Here is a 16,343-nt window from a genome sequence, read left to right as displayed (position 1 = left end):
TTGTTTTCCTTGAATTCGCCCTCAGTTCACAGGCTGTGGGGGTTTCAGCGACCCGGTGAGCTTGGGGGAGGGGCCGGACCATGGCCGACAGTGCGAGGGTCACCCGTTTCGGAACGCTGCGCTTCGGCCCGCCGGGCGCCCCGGCGGTGGTGGCGGGCGCCTTCACCGTGGCGCAACTCCTGCTGGTGCCGCCCGGCATGGGCCTCGGCTGGGACGAGACGGTGTACGTCAGCCAGGTCGGCGACCAGGCCCCCGCCGCCTTCTTCAGCGCACCCCGCGCCCGCGGCGTCTCCCTGCTGGTGGCGCCGATCGCGTCCTGGTCGACGTCCACCGCACTGCTCCGCGTCTACCTCGCACTCCTCGCAGGCCTCGGCCTCTACCTGGCCCTGCGCTCCTGGCGCGGCCTGTTCCCGCCCCGCGTCCTGGCCACCGCCGGCGCCCTGTTCGGCACCCTCTGGGTGACGCTCTTCTACGCCCCGCAGGCCATGCCCAACTACTGGGTGGCGATCGGCGCGCTGATCTGCGTCGGCTGCTTCGTGCGGGCCGGGGAGGACGGCGGCAGGGCACTGTGGGGGATCGGGGCGAGCGCGGCGCTGATGGCGTTGATGCGGCCGACGGACGCGGTATGGGTGACGGTTCCCTTGCTGGTCCTCGCCGTGTCCGTGCGGCAGTGGCGGGCCCTCGCGGCACTGCTGGCGGGCCTGGCGGCCGGGGCCGCGCAGTGGATCGTCGAGGCGTACGTCAGTTACGGCGGCCTGGGCGAGCGGCTCGCCGAGGGCTCCCGCATCCAGGGCGGACTCGGCCTGAACTTCGCCGTCGACGATCAACTGCGCAGCCTGGTCGGCCGCACCCTGTGCCGCCCGTGCGACGTCCCGATGCCCCACCCGGTCATCACGCTGTGGTGGTACGCCCTGCCGCTCCTGGCCGCGCTCGGCCTCGCGATCGCGATCCGCGCCGGCCGCGCCAGACCCTCCCTCGTCGCCCTGGCCTGCGCCACGACGGCCGCCGTCCCCTACCTCTTCCTGATCGAGTACGCGGCCCCCCGCTTCCTGCTGCCCGCCTACGCGCTCCTCGCCCTCCCCACCGCCGACGCGCTGTGGCGCCTGGTCACCGCACCGGACGGGCGGTGGCGGCCCGTGGCGGCGACCCTGGTCGCGCTCGGGCTGACCGGTCATCTGGTGGTGCAGTACGTCGTCCTGGACCGCACCGCGCAGCGCACCGTCGCCGACCGCGAGGACTGGGTGCGCACCGCCGACCGACTGCACCGCCTCGGGGTACGCCCGCCCTGCCTGCTCACCGGCCACCAGGCCATCCCCATCGCGTACTACACCGGCTGCTCCTCCGGCGCGGTCCGCGGGCACAACGCCAACACCACCGAGGCGGAGATCCTGAGCCGCGCCCGCCGCATCCCCGTCGCCGCCCTGACCACAGCCGACGGCCGCCCACCGGCGTACGCCCGCGACTGGACCGTGCACCGGCTCGACGAACTGCGGGTGTACGTCGCACCGCAGAGCGGGTCCGGTGAACCTGCGCTCACGCAGGCTCCGTGACCCGGCCGGGACGTTTCCCCGGCGCCCGGCTCAGGTAGGACTCCGGTTGTCGGCTCGGTCGAGGGGGAGTGGCATGACGGGACACGAGAGCGCCGGACGACTGGGGGACGAGTTCTGCGTCCCCGGCAGCTCGTCCTTCACGGAGTTCCTCGCGGCGTACCGCCCGGAGCTGCTGCCCATGCGCCGCCCCTTCCCCGACGGCGTCCGCGTGGCGGACGACCGGTTCCCGCACGGCACCACCGTGCTGGCGCTCGGCTACCGCGACGGCGTGCTGATCGCCGGGGACCGCAGGGCCACCATGGGCAACCTCATCTCCCAGCGCGAACTGGAGAAGGTGCACCCCGCAGACGACCACACCGCCGTCGCCTTCGCCGGCAGCGTCGGGCTCGCCGTGGACATGGTGAAGCTGTACCAGGTCGAGCTGACGCACTTCGAGAAGGTCGAGGGCACCCCGATGACCTTCGGCGCGAAGGCGACCCGGCTGGCCGGCATGATCCGGCAGAACCTCGGCCAGGCCATGCAGGGCCTTGCCGTCGTGCCGCTCCTGGCCGGTTACGACGTCAAGGCCGCCGGGGGCGCGCGGGGCCGCATCTTCGGCTTCGACGTCGCCGGCGGCGCCTACGAGAAGCCGGACTTCCACGCCGAGGGCTCCGGCTCGCCGTACGCACGGGGCGCGTTGAAGAAGCTGTTCCGCCCGGGCATGTCCCGGCGTGAGGCCGCCCTGGCCGCCCTCCAGGCCCTGTACGACGCGGCCGACGACGACTCCGCGACCGGCGGCCCGGACATCAACCGCCGCATCTTCCCGCTCGTCTCCGTCATCACCGAGGACGGCTTCGAACGCCTGCCCGCCCAGGAGACGGAGGAACTCACCCACGAGATGGTCGAACAACGCCGCACCCGCCCCGACGGGCCGAACGCGGCACCGTGACAGCGGCGTTCAGGCAGCCAGTGGCCGTGCCGCCACGGCCCGCTCCACCGCCTCGCCGCGACCGTCCGGCTCGACCCGGTACAGCCCCGCGCCCGGCGCGCGAGTCACCACCTCCGCCAGTTCCCCCTCCGTGAACAGCGCCCCCGCCCCGTCGTCCAGGGCCCACCCGGCGGGCAGCCGGCCGGTCGCCACGGCCTCCCGGTACGAGGGGCGGCGGCCGGGCTCACTGTCGTAGTGCGGGCAGACCGAGCCGGGGAGCAGGCCCAGGCCGTCCGGCAGGAAGGTGAGCGGGCCGAAGGAATCGGTGTGGGAGCCCTCCGCCCAGCAGTTGGCGCCCGCGCTGATCCCGCACAGCAGGGTCCCGCGGTCGTAGGCCTCGGCGAGCAGCCGGTCGACGCCGTGCGTGCGCCAGACGGCGAGCAGGTTCGCGGTGTTGCCGCCGCCGACGTACACCACGTCCTGCGCGAGCAGGAAGGACCGCAGCGTGGCGTCGTCCACCTCCCGCCGGAACAGCGGCAGGACGGACGGCTCGCACCGCCGGGACCCGAACGCGTCCAGGAACCGCTCGATGTAGCCGGGCGCGTCGCCGCTGGCGGTGGGGACGAAGCACACCTTCGGCCTGGACGCGCGCGCCTGGCCGAGCAGCCAGTCGTCCAGCAGTCCGTCCTCGTCGGTGGAGAAGCCTCCGCCGAGCAGGGCCAGACGACGTGGGGGAGCGGCGGTCACGGGCATGCCTCCTGGGAGCGGGGCGGGAACGTCGGGCCGGCCGGTCTCCCCATGTTCACACCCTCAGCTGTCCCCGCCACTTGGTGATCTCCTTCGCCGGGTCTCCGGTGTAGGACCAGGGAGTCCGGGTGTACCGGCGGCCGAGCAGCCGGAGGAGTTCGGTGGCGATGGCGGAGGCGCCGGCGTGGCAGGCGGCGTGGGCCAGGTAGTTGAGGTCGCGCAGTTCGACCGGGGTGACCGGGGCGTCCGGGCGCTCCTGGATCCAGCGCTGCCAGGTGCGGCGTACGTCGCTGACGGCGCCGTCGTGGTCCCAGTGCTGGCCGAGACGGACGGCGGAGTGGTGGCCGCGGGCGGCGTCCAGGACGTAGCGGAACTCCTCGACGCGGGCGTACTGCACCAGCACCGGCAGCGCGCAGCCGGGCGGGGCCACTCCGGCGGCGTCGCGGGCGAAGTCGTACATCAGGCCGTGGGTGCCGTGCCAGCGGGCGGAGTAGTAGTGCAGGACCTGGAGGTGGCCCTCCATGCTGTACGGGTCCCGCTGGTGCAACTCGTCCCACCAGCGGGCCAGTTCGCGCCTGCGCACCCCCTGCGGATACAGGCGGGCCACGGAGATCAGCGAGATCCACGGCGTCGGGTCCGCCGGATACGCCTCCGCGGCGCGCATGCACGCCAGGACCGTGCCGTCGATGCGCTCCTGCTCGATCGGCACGCCCCGCCCGGCCGCGATGGCCAGGTTGAACGCCCGGGCCGTCTCGGTCGCGGCCCACAGCACCAGCGCGTCGGCGCTGTACGGCGTGGCGGCCAGCCAGGACTCCACCGCCGAACTGCCCGCGCAGGCCTGCGCGAGCAGCCGCACCCGGTGCCCCCGCAGGGGCCAGTCGGGGCCGGTGGACCGCAGCAGTTCGCGCAGCCCCTGCCAGCGGCCGATGACGATGTCGTGGCGGGCCGCGGTGAGCTCCGCGTCCCCGCAGTCGGGGTCGAGGTCGGGGACGAAACGGTCGCGCGCCATCGGGGTCTCTTTCAGAAGTCGGTGGAGAGACCCTCGTGGCTGCGGGAGCCCGCGGCCGCGTGGCCGCCGGGTGGGTAGTCCGGCAGGATGGCGCGGGTCGCGTCCAGCTTGTCCGGGCGGTAGTAGTCGCTGCCCCGGTGCCAGTACCAGAGCATCGGAACCAGACCCACGGCGAGCCCGCCGACGCCGATCGCGACCGCCGTCGCGCTCAACTCGCCCAGGGACTCCACGAAGACCCAGAACATGAACAGCGAGCCGAGCAACGGCCACACCCCGCCGAGCACGAAGTGCACGGGCGAGCGGAGCAGCATCCCCCGGTAGGCGACGACCGCGGCGAGGCCCGCCAGGCCGTAGTACACGGCGATCTGCAGACCGATCGCCGAAATGGCCTCGGCGAGGATGTCGCCCACCGAGCCCAGCGCGTTGGCGGCGACGAACATCGCCAGCGCCACCGCGCCGACCACCGCGATCGCCACCCACGGCGTGTTCCACCGGCGGTGCACCCGGCCCAGCGCGGAGGGCATCGTACGGTCCCGGCCCATCGCGAACAGCGACCGCGTGACCTGGATCAGCGTCGTCTCCAGCGTGGCGATGGTGGACAGCATCACCGCCGCGACGATCAGCTTGCCGCCCCAGCCCGGCCAGATCTCGTCGCCGAGCACGGCCAGCACGTCGGCGCCGTTCTCCTCGATCTGCCGGGTGGACAGCACGATGTTCACCGCGATGGTGAACACCATGAACAGCAGGAAGACGATGCCGACGCCGATGAGTCCGGCGAGGCCCGTGGTGCGGCGGCTGTTGCGGGTCTCCTCGCTGAGGTTGCAGGCGACGTCCCAGCCCCAGTAGTAGAACGCCGCGACCAGCGCCCCTGACGCGAAGCCCGACAGGCCGTCGAAGTGGCCGAATCCGAGCCAGGACCAGTCGAACGTGCGGGCGTTGTCCGAGTGCAGCAGTGCCAGCACCGCGAAGACGGCCAGGATGACCAGCTCCCCACCCGACATCAGCAGCTGCGCGCGCACGGTCAGTCGGGCACCGCCCAGCACCACCAGCAGCATCAGCAGGAACCACCCCGCCCCGACCACCGAGGCGAGCGCGGTGTTGTCCGCGAGGTCCTCGTCGAACAACGCCAGCGTCATCGACCCGGCGGGCAGCGAACCGGCCACCATGAAGATCGTCGCCGACACCACCAGCGCCCAGCCGCTGATGAACCCCAGGAACGGATGGAGCGTACGGCCCACCCAGGAGTAACTGGCGCCCGCGTTCACGTCGATACGGCTGAGATAGCTGAACGCCAGCGCGATGCCCAGCATGGGGATCGCGCAGTACAGCAGCGCCGCCGGGCCCGCCAGCCCCACCGCCCCGAACAGAACGGCCGTGGTCGCGGCCAGCGAGTACGCGGGAGCGCTGCCCGCGACCGCCATCACCACGGTGTCGAACGTACTGAGGACGCCTGCCTGCAACCCTCTGCCCGTGCTCTTGCTCATGCCTGCGCTGCTTTCGACTTGCACGACGCGAGGGCGAACGCCCTGACGGCGTAAGGAGTGTGGGGGGTGCACCCGCCTGCGGCCGACGAGGGATGGCCTCGGGCCGGGGCGGCGGAAAAGCGGAGGGTGGTGGGCGGCGGTGACCGCCCCGTTGTCGGACGGTCACACCGTGTGTGCGAGTGATGATAGCCCCGCGCGTCGGCCTTGCAAGATTGACCTCTGTGGAAAACTCGCGGACTGCCGCATGGCCAACTCCCATGCCGGTCACGGACCTTGTCGCCCGCGAAGCGGAACCTGCGCGGTCCGGCCCGAGGGAAGGGCGAATGGAGTGCGCCCGACGGGATACGCGGACGGGGACCCACGCCGAGACCGACGAGCCGGCGCAGCGCGACAGGGAGGCAGCCATGGGCAGCGAAGGGACGCGCCCCGAACCGGGGGCGGACGACGCGATGGCCGACGACGCCTACCAGCCCACCGGGACCAACGAGGAGCAGGAGGACGCCGCGCCCCTCGACCTGCAGGACGCCGTCGACGAGCGCACGTACGACGACACCCTGGACGAGGGGTACTCGCCGCCGGAGAAGCCCCTCGGCGTCAGCAAGCACGGCACCACGGCCGCCGAACAGCACACCGGCGAGACCCTCGACCAGCGCCTCGCCCAGGAGCGGCCCGACGTGGAGGAAGCCGCCGGGGACGACATCGGTGACCTGCCCGGCGGCGCGGGCGAGCCGGTCGACCCCGAGGCGGGCACCGAGCGCGCCGGGCGTCTGGTGGCCCCGGACGAGGGGGCGCACCCGGACACGACGAAGGAGGCGGTCGCGCAGGACAAGGGCGTCGACGCGGGGGCCGCGGGCGCCGAGGAGGCGGCCGTACACGTCGTGGACGAGGACACGACCTGACCGGTCAGTCGGCGATGCGGTCGATCTGGCGGAGCCTGTTCGTGGCGTCCAGGGCGGCCACCTTGTAGGACTCCGCCAGCGTCGGATAGTTGAACACTGCATTGACCAGGTAGTCGACCGTGCCGCCGCACCCCATCACGGACTGGCCGATGTGGATCAGCTCGGTCGCCCCCGTGCCGAAGCAGTGCACGCCGAGCAGCGTGCGGTCCTCGGGCGAGACCAGCAGCTTCAGCACGCCGTGCGAGTCCCCGATGATCTGCCCCCGGGCCAGCTCACGGTAGCGGGAGACACCGACCTCGAACGGCACCCGCTCCTCGGTGAGCTGGTCCTCCGTACGCCCCACGAAGCTGATCTCCGGGATCGTGTAGATGCCGATCGGCTGGAGGTTGTGCGTCCGCCCCACCGGCTCCCCGAAGGCGTGGTACGCCGCAGCCCGCCCCTGCTCCATCGAGGTCGCCGCCAGCGCCGGATAGCCGATGACGTCGCCGACGGCGTAGATGTGCGGCACCTGCGTGCGGTAGTGCTCGTCGACCTCGATCCGGCCGCGCGCGTCGGCGGCCAGGCCCGCCCTGCCGAGGTCGAGGCCGTCCGTGAGGCCCTGCCGGCCCGCCGAGTACATCACCGCGTCCGCCGGGATCTTCTTGCCGCTCTCCAGCACGGTCAGGGCACCGCGGGGATGCCGCTCGACCGCGGCGACGGTCTCCCCGAACCGGAACGTCACCGCGAGGTCCCGCAGGTGGTACTTGAGCGACTCGACGACCTCGACATCGCACATGTCGAGCATCCCGGCCCGCTTCTCGACCACCGTCACCTTGCTGCCGAGGGCGGCGAACATGCTCGCGTACTCCATACCGATCACCCCCGCACCCACGATGACCATGGAGCGCGGGACGCGTTCGAGGGCCAGGACGTTGTCCGAGTCCATGATCGTGCGGCCGTCGAACTCCACGCTGTCCGGCCGGGCGGGCCGGGTGCCGGTGGCGATCACGATGTGCTCGGCGCTGATCAGCCGCTCCCTGCCGCCGACCTCATGGAGGGCGACGGTGTGCGGGTCGACGAAACGGCCCGTGCCGGGGAACAGGGCGACGTGGTTGCGGGACAGCTGGTTGCGGATGACGTCCACCTCGCGGCCGACCACGTGCTGGGTGCGCGCGATCAGGTCGGCGACGGTGATGTCCTCCTTCAGGCGGTAGCTCTGCCCGTACAGGTCGCGCTGGGTGAGACCGGTGAGGTAGAGCACCGCCTCGCGCAACGTCTTGGAGGGGATGGTGCCGGTGTGGATGGAGACCCCGCCGACCATGTCGGGGCGGTCGACGACGGCGACCCGGCGGCCCAGCTTGGCCGCGGCGATGGCGGCCTTCTGGCCACCGGGGCCGGATCCGAGGACGAGCATGTCGAAGTCGGGCACCCTCGGAAGTGTGACAGCCCGAACGGCCTCTCCGTAAGGGCGAAGCCGTGGCAGAACCTCGACGTGGCGCGGGTCAACTCCCGCGGGCCATGGCGGAGCTGGACCTGCGGGCGCTCACCTGCGCCGGGCTACGGCAGCAGCTTGTCGAGCGCGGCGTCGCCCTCCTGTGCCAGCTTGCGCCGCGCCCACTCCAGGTTCTTCGGCGTGAGGTCCTTGCCCGAGGCAAGCACCACGTCCTCCGGCGACACGTCCGTGCCGGTGCGGGTGTGGAGCAGGGCGTCCGGGGTGACGCGGTCCGCGGGCCTGCGGGACGCGTCGGGCTGTGGCGTAGACATGATCTCTGCTCCTCCGGTCCGGGGGTTCCGCTGTGGACCCGGTGCGGTCATCGGGTCCACTTACACCATTCAACGCCGGAGCACACCCTGCATCCGGAAGGCTCCGCACCCGGCCTTCGCCGGAGGGAATCAGGGCCCCTCCGGCGGCCGAGGTGCGAGGACGAGCATCGTGACGTCGTCGTGGAGGCTCCGGGTGTGCCGGAGCAGGTCCTCCCACACGAGGTCGGGCAGGGCGGCGCGGTCGTCCCCGGTCAGGAGCGCCAGCCGCTGGGTCAGCGGGTAGAACGCGCCGGCCGGGTCACGGGCCTCCAGGACTCCGTCCGAGGCCAGGAAGAGCCGGTCGCCCGGCTCCAGCCGCACGGTGACCCCCCGGTGCGGGGTGGGGTCGGCGAGGCCCAGCCCCAGCGGCGTGCACGCCTCGACCCCGATGTCCGTGGCCGTCCTCGCGCGCAGCAGCACCGGCGGCGGATGCCCGCAGGTCAGCACCCGGACGGAACGCACGTCGCGGGCGAACTCCAGCAGCACGGCGGTCGCGAACAGATCGGCGTGCCGGGCCTCCGCCGAGTCCACCGTCAGCCGACGGTCCAGCCGGTCGGCCACTGCTTCCAGGTCCGGCTGGTCGAGCACCGCCTCCCGGAAGGCGCCCAGCAGCGAGGCCACCGTGCCGATGGCCGCCAGACCGTGCCCCTGGACGTCGCCCAGCACCGCGCGCACCCCGTAGGGGCTGTCGCGCACGTCGTAGAAGTCGCCGCCGACCAGCGCCCCGCGCTGCGCCGCCCGGTACAGGCCCCGGCAGCGCACCGGACCGACCGCTTCGGGCAGCGGCGGCAGCAGGGCCCGCTGCGCGGCCTCGGCGATGGTGCGCTCCAGGTCGAGCTGGGCGTCGCGGTGACTGCGGACGAAGGACACGAACACGCTCAGGGCGGCGACGAAGCTGAGCGTCCACAGGTCGGTGTCGCCGGGCCGGTTCAGCTGGAGCGCCGGGATGTGCAGCAGCGTGACCGTCGCCGCGCCGAGGATCGCCGTCGCCAGCGGCCCGTACGACAGGACGGCGAGCGGCGGGATGGCGCCCAGCAGGAAGCCGATGTCGAGCGGATCGTGGCTGAGCGCCGTGGCGACGGCCACGCCCGCGATCAGGGCGACCGGCAGCACCCGCACCCAGCGCGGCGGCGGCGCGCCCCGAAGCCAGCCCCGCCGGTCCAGGTGCCGGAGCGGTGACAGGACGTGCGCCGTATCCACACCACCACGCTACGCCGGGCCGGGCACCGCGCACCGGGGCCGGGATGCCGGTGCCGGATGCCATGCCGGTGAAATCGTCGTCGACGACTCCGACTTCCCGTGGCTGTCCGGGAGAGTCACCGCGGGACCGGCCTTCTCCGCCGTGCAGGACCTGTTCGCCCGTGAACTCGCCAACTACGAGATCCGGCGCCGGGTGCCGCTGGATCGACGGCTGACAGCGAGCGCAGGAGTCGTCCGGTTTCTGGTTTGACAACGGCTTCTCGGCGCATCCGGTAGGGAACACAGTTCCGACGGATGGTGGAGGAGACGTGAGCATCATCGCCTGGATCCTGATCGGGCTGCTGGCCGGTGCCATCGCCAAGCTGCTGCTGCCGGGCAGGGACCCGGGCGGGATCATCATCACGATGCTGATCGGTGTCGCCGGTGCTCTGCTCGGCGGCTGGCTGGGCAAGGTCATCTTCGGGGTCGACTCGATCGACGGGTTCTTCGACCTGTCGACGTGGGTCGCCGCGATCGTCGGCTCGCTCATCCTGCTCCTGCTGTACCGGGCCTTCACCGGCGGCCGGCGCTCGCACCGGCACGCCTGAGCCATGACCCCGAGCAGAGCGGGCCGCGGCCCGGGGGCCCTCGGTGCGGGGGCACGGAACGGACGTCCGTTCCGTGCCCCCGCACGATCACGCCGGGCGCGGCTCGGCGGCCCGGTGGCTCAGTCGACGGGCCGGTCGAGCACGTCCTGCACCGCCGCCAGGATCTCGGTGACCCGCAGCCCGAAGGCCGCGTCGCACGCGTGCGGGCGGCCGGTGCGGGCGGCGGTGAGCAGCGCGTCGGCCGCCCGGGAGAAGGCGGGCAGCGCGCCTTCGGAGGTTTCCGGCAGCGACGTCACTCCGCTCGCGCCCCTCAGTTCGACGGTGGCGCCCGCCGCCGCGGGCGGGGCGGTGAGGCTGAGGGTCAGGGTGCTGGAGGCGCCGGTGACATGGTCGAGGACGGCGTGCACGGTGTCCTGCGGACCGTGCGCCGCGGCCGGCACGCCGGTCACGTCCCCGAGCACCGGCAGCAGCACGGACAGGGCGTGCGGGCCCACGTCCCACAGGGCGCCCTTCTCCCGCCGCCACGGTGAGGCGGCGAACGGGCTCTCGCCGCTGGTGAACACCGCGCCCAGCCACTGGGCGCGCCCGACGAACCAGCCGTCGCTGCCCGCCTGCTCGCTGATCCAGGCCTCGGGACCGGTCTGGAAGCGGGCGGTGAAGAAGACGACCGAGGCGACACCTGACCGGCGCGCGGCCTCGGCCACGGCCTGCCCTTCGGCGACCGTCGGGGCGAGGGGCTTGTCGAGCAGCAGATGGCACTCCGCCCGCGCGGCCCGCACCGCGAGGTCCGCCTGCACCGCCGGTGGCAGTGCGACCGCCACCGCGTCGACGTCTCCGAGCAGGGCGTCCACGTCGTCGTAGGCGCGCGTGCCATGAAGGTCCGCCAGCTCCTTGGCGGCGGCCGGACGGCGCCCCCACACACCGACGAAGTCCAGCCCGTCGTGCCCGCTGAGGACGGGGGCGTGCACCATCTGCGCCCAGGGGCCGGTGCCGAGCAGTCCGATACGCATGCGTCGCCTCTCCCACGTGCGGAACCTTGCGAGGACCAGCGCGGATGGGGCCGGTCGAGGTGAGCGTGTCACACGGATGGGGGAAAGGGGTACCGCGTGCTGACGCGGGGCGGGGCAGGAGCGCGGGCGTGTCGTCCCCGGCGTTCCGCTCCGGCGGGCCCGAGCTGCGCTGTGGCCCGCAGCACACCGGTTCCGCTCATGGACTGGCACCGGCCATCCCCGCGTCCCTAGGATGTACTCCCTGTCAGGCCAGTCGAGTTGGCGCTCGACGCGAACAGGGGGATCGATGAACACCGACAAGCCGCTGTCCAAGGAGATCGACGCCAACGTCCCGACGGCCGCCCGGATGTACGACTACTACCTCGGCGGCAAGGACAACTACGCCGCGGACCGCGCGGCCTGCGACGAGCTCGACAAGGTCGTCCCCAGCACCCGCCGACTGGCCGTGAACAACCGCCGGTTCCTGCAGCGCGTCGTACGGACCCTCGCGGCCGAGTACGGCATCCGCCAGTTCCTCGACCACGGCTCCGGCCTGCCCACCCAGGACAACGTCCACCAGGTCGCCCAGCTCCACGACCCCACCGCGCACGTCGTCTACGTCGACAACGACCCCATGGTGCTGGTGCACGGCCGCGCGCTGCTGGAGCAGGACGAGCGCACCTGCGTCATCCACGCCGACATGCGGGCCACGGACGCGATCTTCTCGCACCCCGACACCGAGCGCCTGATCGACTTCTCCCAGCCGGTCGCCGTGCTGTTCAACTCGGTCTTCCACTGCATTCCGGACAGTGACACCGACGGCCCGCAGGCCGTGGTCCGGCGTGTCGCCGAACGGCTCGCCCCCGGCAGCTTCCTGGTGATGTGCCAGCTGGTCAGCGAGGACCCCGAGGTCCGTGACTTCGTCACCAACTTCATGGACCAGGTGACGCAGGGACACTGGGGCCGCGTTCGCCAGGAGAAGGACGTCGCCGAACTCTTCGAGGGCCTGGAGGTCCTCGAGCCGGGCCTCGTGGAGGTGTCCACCTGGCGGCCGGACAACGAGGTGGCCCCCCGTCAGCTCACTCACGAGTGGATCGAGTTCGGTGGCGTGGGCCGCATTCCCCTCTCGTAGTCACGACCCCGTGGACGGGGTCCCGGACGTCACCCCTCCGGGTACCGCCGCTCCATCGTCTCCCGCAGCAGCGCCAGCGACTCGCGCGGCGTGAGCGCCTCGTCCGCCAGCCGGTCCAGGGCGATCCGGTACTCCTCCGTCTCGTCCCGGTCCTCCAGGAAGTTCGCGCTCCTGATGTGCTCCAGATAGACGACGTCCGGCAGATCGAGGCCGTCGAAACGGAGATAGGTGACCGGGATGGACGGCGCAGACGCGTTGGTCACGTCCAACGGCACGATCTGCACGCTGACATGGGGACGCTGGGCCATCTCGGTCAGATGCGCGAGCTGCTCGCGCATCACCGCCCGGCTGCCCAGCACCCGCAGCAGCACGGACTCGTCGATGATCGCCCACAACTGGGGCGCGGCCGGCCGCAGCAGCAGCTCGGTGCGTCGGGCGCGCAGTTCGACCCGGCGCCGTACCTCGTGCGGCGGGGCGATCGGCAGCCCGCGTTCCACGACCGCCCGGGCGTAGTCCGGGGTCTGGAGCAGTCCGGGCACGTACTGGATCTCGAAGGTACGGATCGAGGCGGCCGCCTCCTGCAACCCCACCAGCCGGTCGAACCACTCGGGCATCAGCCGCTTGTCGTACCGCTGCCACCAGCCGGGCTCCCCGGCCCGTCGTAGCAGTTGGAGCAGCACCGACGCCTCGTACTCGTCCGCGCCGTACAGCTTCAGCAGTGCCTGGACATCGGCCTCGGTCGGCGGCCTGCGCCCCTTGCCCGACTCGATGCGCGACAGCTTCGCCGGGCTGAACCCCAGGGCGCGCGCCGCCTGGTCCTGGGCGAACCCGGCGTCCTCCCGGAAGCCCGCCAACTGCACGCCGACGAGCATCTTCAGCAGAGTCGGGGCGGGCTCCGCCCGGTCGAGATAGGGTCGGAGGCGGGAGATGCGCTGTGACTCGGCGGACATCCTGGCTCCCTGCGGACCGGCAGAAGTATCTATCACGCTACCGCACTTCGCCGATCCGCAGCAGGCGGAGCTCACCGCAGACGGAGTTGCCCGTGGGCGGAGCCGGCTGCGCGCGGAGTCCACAGCGGGCGCCGTTCACAGCAGGTGGTCGAACTCGCCCTCCTTGGCACCGGCCAGGAACGCCGCCACCTCCGCCGCCGTGTACACGAGCGCCGGCCCGTCCGGATCGCGGGAGTTGCGCAGCGCGATGCCCCCGTCCACCAGCGATGCGACCTCGACGCAGTTGCCCTCGGCGTTGCTGTGCCGGCTCTTGATCCAGCGGGCGTCCAGCGCACTCGCCCGCACTCCGTTCGGCATCACTGGCATCGCGACCTCCCTCAGTTCACGGTGCTGAGTCCCTACCCGATTCTCGCGCAATTTCTCGTGTAATTGCACGCGGGCGCTGACGGCGTGGATAATAGCCCTGGCGTCAACCCCTCGGAAGGCGCCCGATCATGACGCTGCATCAGGGAAAGAGCAGGTCGGCGTACCTGTCTCCCCGTCCGACATGACTGCCGCGGAAAGGCCCGACGCCATGCGCACCGCTTCGACCCAGCAGCCGAGCAACGAGCGCACCGACCGTGAGACGCGGCCGAGCGGCCCAGCGACGCCGCTCCGGGCGCTGGGCGAGGTGCCGTGGCGGGAGATCCAGGACTCGACCGGATCCGCGGCCGCGATCCCCCTGCTGCTCAACACCGTCGCGTGGGGCGGCCCCGAGGCCGCGAGCGGCGCGCTGCGCGAACTGCGGGACCGCATCTGCCAGTACGGCTTCGTGGTGGAACAGGCCACGGCCGCGACCGTGCCGTTCCTGTGGGAGCTCGCCCAGCTTCCCCAGGTGACCTGCCGGGCCGGGATCATCCAACTGCTCAAGAACATCGCCGACGCCCGCCAGTGGGAGCACACCGCGTCGGCCTACCCCAAACTGCTCAACCACCGTGAGAACCACGTGGTCTGGGAGCGCGCCGCCCGCCGCGCCGTCCATGCCCGCAGGGCCGCCCTCCCGCAGCTGATGGCCGAGGAGGACGCGGAGATCGCCCACGCGTCCACCGAACTCGCCCGTTCCCTCGGCGAATAGCCCTCAACGGGGTCTCACGCTCCGGACGCCCCCCGCATTCCACCCGCGCCCTGGTATACCCCTGGCCGAACGAGGGGAGTAAGCGCTTTCGCGTGCTTGCGCTCACCGCACCCACTCGGCCAACGGAGAGGACCACCGCGGATGGCGTCGTCGATGGAGCAACCGCTCGACCATCGCTACCGGGGCGAACACCCGATACGCACCCTCGCCTACCTGTTCCACGCCGACCGCCGGCGGCTCGCCGCCGCCGTCGGCGTCTTCACCGTCAAGCACAGCCCGATCTGGCTGCTGCCGCTGATCACCGCGTCCATCATCGACACCGTCGTCCAGCACGGGCGGATCAGCAGGCTCTGGACGAGCACCGGGATCATCATGTTCATCCTGGTGATCAACTACCCCCTGCACGTCCTCTACGTCCGCCTCCTCTACGGCAGCGTGCGCCGCATGGGCACCGCCCTGCGCTCCGCGCTGTGCACCCGTATGCAGCAGCTGTCGATCGGCTACCACTCCCGGGTCAGCGCGGGTGTCCTGCAGGCCAAGGTGGTACGCGACGTCGAGACCGTCGAGCAGATGGTGCAGCAGACCGCCGAGAACGGACTCGGCGCGATCACCGTCCTCACCGGCGGACTGATCATCATCGCCGTCCGCACCCCGGAGTTCCTCCCCGTCTTCCTCGTCGTCGTCCCCGCCGCAGCACTCCTCGTGGCCCGGCTCAGGGCACGGCTGCGCACCCACAACGAGCACTTCCGGCACGAGGTGGAGACCCTGTCGTCCCGGGTCACGGAGATGACCCGGCTCATCCCGGTGACCCGCGCGCACGGCCTGGAGGGCAAGGCGCTGCACCGCATGGACGGCACCCTGCGCCGTCTGCTCACCTCCGGGATGCGCCTCGACCTGGTCAACGGCCGGTTCGGCTCGCTCGCCTGGGTGGTCCTCAACGTGATCGGCGTCCTCGTCCTCGCCGGCGCCGCGCTGATCTCGTACTACGACGTCTGGGGCGTCACCCCCGGCGACGTCGTCATGCTCAGCGCCTTCCTGACCACCCTCACCAACTCCACCACGACCCTCGCCGGTCTCGCCCCGGTCATCACCAAGGGCCTCGAATCGGTCCGCTCGGTCGGTGAGGTGCTCCAGGCGCCCGAACTGGAGGACAACGAGGGCAAGGCCGAGCTCACCGAACTGCGCGGGCACGTCACCTTCCAGAACGTGTGCCACGCCTACGAGGACGGCGGCCGGGCGGCGGTGCGCGACTTCACCCTCTCGGTCCGCCCCGGCGAGACCATCGCCCTGGTCGGCGCGTCGGGCGCGGGCAAGTCCACGGTGCTCAACCTCGTCATCGGCTTCATCCGCCCCACCTCGGGCCGGCTGCTGCTCGACGGCACCGACATGACCACCCTCGACCTGCGCACCTACCGGCGGTTCGTGTCGGTCGTGCCGCAGGAGTCGATCCTGTTCGACGGGACGGTCCGGGAGAACGTCGCCTACGGCATGGACGACGCCGACGAGGAGACGGTCCGGGCGGCACTGCGCGACGCCAACGCGCTGGAGTTCGTCGACGCGCTGCCGCAGGGGCTCGACACCCTGGTCGGCGAGCGCGGGGCACGGCTGTCCGGCGGGCAGCGGCAGCGCCTGGCCATCGCCCGCGCCCTGATCCGCGACCCCAAGGTGCTCGTCCTGGACGAGGCGACCTCGGCGCTGGACACCCGCTCCGAGGCCCTGGTCCAGCAGGCCCTCGCCCGGCTGGTGCGGGGACGGACCACGTTCGTGGTGGCGCACCGGCTGTCCACTGTGCGGGGCGCGGACCGGATCGTGGTCATGGCGGACGGCCGGATCCAGGAGATCGGCAGCCACGAGGAGCTGCTGCGCCGGGGCGGAGCGTACGCGGCGCTGCACAGCGGCCAGGTGGCCTGAGAGGTGAACGGCGGGCGGCGGGACTGTCCCGGTAGGCAACGGTATTGCGTCAATTGGGTGTCCCGGGCCCAAGGAGGTGAAT

16 protein-coding genes are annotated in these 16,343 nt (G+C 72.0%); 7 read left to right on the top strand and 9 right to left on the bottom strand.

Annotation, left to right across the window (positions count from 1 at the left end; translation table 11 throughout):
- Positions 1-80: 80 nt before the first annotated feature.
- Together HJD23_RS02030 and prcB are read left to right on the top strand one after the other, a co-directional pair.
- On the top strand, positions 81-1,550 hold the full coding sequence (locus tag HJD23_RS02030) for a hypothetical protein (protein ID WP_206326293.1): 1,470 nt from the start codon (positions 81-83) through the stop codon (positions 1,548-1,550).
- A 73-nt stretch (positions 1,551-1,623) separates the two neighbouring features.
- A complete protein-coding gene (prcB, locus tag HJD23_RS02025; RefSeq protein ID WP_171115065.1) occupies positions 1,624-2,478 on the top strand; it encodes a proteasome subunit beta in 855 nt (284 codons plus the stop codon).
- Between the two features lie 9 nt (positions 2,479-2,487).
- Here the strand turns inward: prcB and HJD23_RS02020 are convergent, their stop codons facing one another.
- The 3 genes from HJD23_RS02020 to HJD23_RS02010 are packed head-to-tail and all read right to left on the bottom strand — an operon-like array spanning position 2,488 to position 5,697.
- Positions 2,488-3,204 (bottom strand): peptidase E, encoded by a 717-nt coding sequence (locus HJD23_RS02020; RefSeq protein ID WP_240980608.1) that lies wholly within the window; start codon positions 3,202-3,204, stop codon positions 2,488-2,490.
- A gap of 55 nt (positions 3,205-3,259) precedes the next feature.
- Positions 3,260-4,213 carry a hypothetical protein gene (locus HJD23_RS02015; protein WP_171115070.1) on the bottom strand — a complete coding sequence of 318 codons (954 nt, stop codon included), beginning with the start codon at positions 4,211-4,213 and terminating at the stop codon, positions 3,260-3,262.
- An 11-nt stretch (positions 4,214-4,224) separates the two neighbouring features.
- Positions 4,225-5,697, bottom strand: coding sequence for an APC family permease (locus HJD23_RS02010; RefSeq protein ID WP_171115071.1), 1,473 nt, complete (start codon positions 5,695-5,697; stop codon positions 4,225-4,227).
- A 404-nt stretch (positions 5,698-6,101) separates the two neighbouring features.
- Here HJD23_RS02010 and HJD23_RS02005 point away from each other — a divergent pair, with 404 nt between their 5' ends.
- Positions 6,102-6,596, top strand: a complete 495-nt coding sequence (locus tag HJD23_RS02005; protein WP_171115073.1) for a DUF5709 domain-containing protein — start codon at positions 6,102-6,104, stop codon at positions 6,594-6,596.
- A gap of 4 nt (positions 6,597-6,600) precedes the next feature.
- Here the strand turns inward: HJD23_RS02005 and sthA are convergent, their stop codons facing one another.
- From sthA to HJD23_RS01990, 3 genes are all read right to left on the bottom strand, one after another.
- Positions 6,601-8,004 carry a Si-specific NAD(P)(+) transhydrogenase gene (gene sthA / locus HJD23_RS02000; protein WP_171115075.1) on the bottom strand — a complete coding sequence of 468 codons (1,404 nt, stop codon included), beginning with the start codon at positions 8,002-8,004 and terminating at the stop codon, positions 6,601-6,603.
- A gap of 128 nt (positions 8,005-8,132) precedes the next feature.
- Positions 8,133-8,339: a hypothetical protein gene (locus HJD23_RS01995; RefSeq protein ID WP_171115077.1), complete on the bottom strand. Its 207-nt coding sequence runs from the start codon at positions 8,337-8,339 to the stop codon at positions 8,133-8,135.
- A gap of 129 nt (positions 8,340-8,468) precedes the next feature.
- The gene (locus HJD23_RS01990; protein WP_240980607.1) at positions 8,469-9,578 is read right to left on the bottom strand and encodes a PP2C family protein-serine/threonine phosphatase; all 1,110 of its coding nucleotides are present in this window, start codon (positions 9,576-9,578) and stop codon (positions 8,469-8,471) included.
- Positions 9,579-9,886: 308 nt separating this feature from the next.
- Here HJD23_RS01990 and HJD23_RS01985 point away from each other — a divergent pair, with 308 nt between their 5' ends.
- Complete coding sequence (locus HJD23_RS01985; RefSeq protein ID WP_171115080.1) at positions 9,887-10,165, top strand: GlsB/YeaQ/YmgE family stress response membrane protein; 279 nt, start codon at positions 9,887-9,889, stop codon at positions 10,163-10,165.
- A gap of 119 nt (positions 10,166-10,284) precedes the next feature.
- Here the strand turns inward: HJD23_RS01985 and HJD23_RS01980 are convergent, their stop codons facing one another.
- Positions 10,285-11,175 (bottom strand): Gfo/Idh/MocA family oxidoreductase, encoded by an 891-nt coding sequence (locus HJD23_RS01980; protein ID WP_171115082.1) that lies wholly within the window; start codon positions 11,173-11,175, stop codon positions 10,285-10,287.
- 286 nt (positions 11,176-11,461) lie between these two features.
- Here HJD23_RS01980 and HJD23_RS01975 point away from each other — a divergent pair, with 286 nt between their 5' ends.
- Complete coding sequence (locus tag HJD23_RS01975) at positions 11,462-12,286, top strand: SAM-dependent methyltransferase (protein WP_171115084.1); 825 nt, start codon at positions 11,462-11,464, stop codon at positions 12,284-12,286.
- Between the two features lie 29 nt (positions 12,287-12,315).
- Here the strand turns inward: HJD23_RS01975 and HJD23_RS01970 are convergent, their stop codons facing one another.
- Both HJD23_RS01970 and HJD23_RS01965 read right to left on the bottom strand, forming a co-directional pair.
- On the bottom strand, positions 12,316-13,236 hold the full coding sequence (locus tag HJD23_RS01970; RefSeq protein ID WP_171115086.1) for a helix-turn-helix transcriptional regulator: 921 nt from the start codon (positions 13,234-13,236) through the stop codon (positions 12,316-12,318).
- A gap of 135 nt (positions 13,237-13,371) precedes the next feature.
- Positions 13,372-13,602 carry a DUF397 domain-containing protein gene (locus HJD23_RS01965; RefSeq protein ID WP_171115088.1) on the bottom strand — a complete coding sequence of 77 codons (231 nt, stop codon included), beginning with the start codon at positions 13,600-13,602 and terminating at the stop codon, positions 13,372-13,374.
- A gap of 208 nt (positions 13,603-13,810) precedes the next feature.
- Between HJD23_RS01965 and HJD23_RS01960 the strand changes: the two genes are divergently transcribed.
- Both HJD23_RS01960 and HJD23_RS01955 read left to right on the top strand, forming a co-directional pair.
- Complete coding sequence (locus tag HJD23_RS01960; RefSeq protein WP_171115090.1) at positions 13,811-14,350, top strand: hypothetical protein; 540 nt, start codon at positions 13,811-13,813, stop codon at positions 14,348-14,350.
- A gap of 141 nt (positions 14,351-14,491) precedes the next feature.
- Entirely contained in the window at positions 14,492-16,261 is a 1,770-nt protein-coding gene (locus HJD23_RS01955; protein WP_171115092.1) for an ABC transporter ATP-binding protein, read from the top strand.
- Positions 16,262-16,343 lie beyond the last annotated feature (82 nt).

Source organism: Streptomyces sp. Z423-1 (genome assembly GCF_013009255.1).
Taxonomy (GTDB): Bacteria; Actinomycetota; Actinomycetes; order Streptomycetales; family Streptomycetaceae; genus Streptomyces; species Streptomyces gossypiisoli.
The sequence above is the reverse complement of the archived record's forward strand: the minus strand, read 5'-3'. Positions and strand labels throughout refer to the sequence as shown.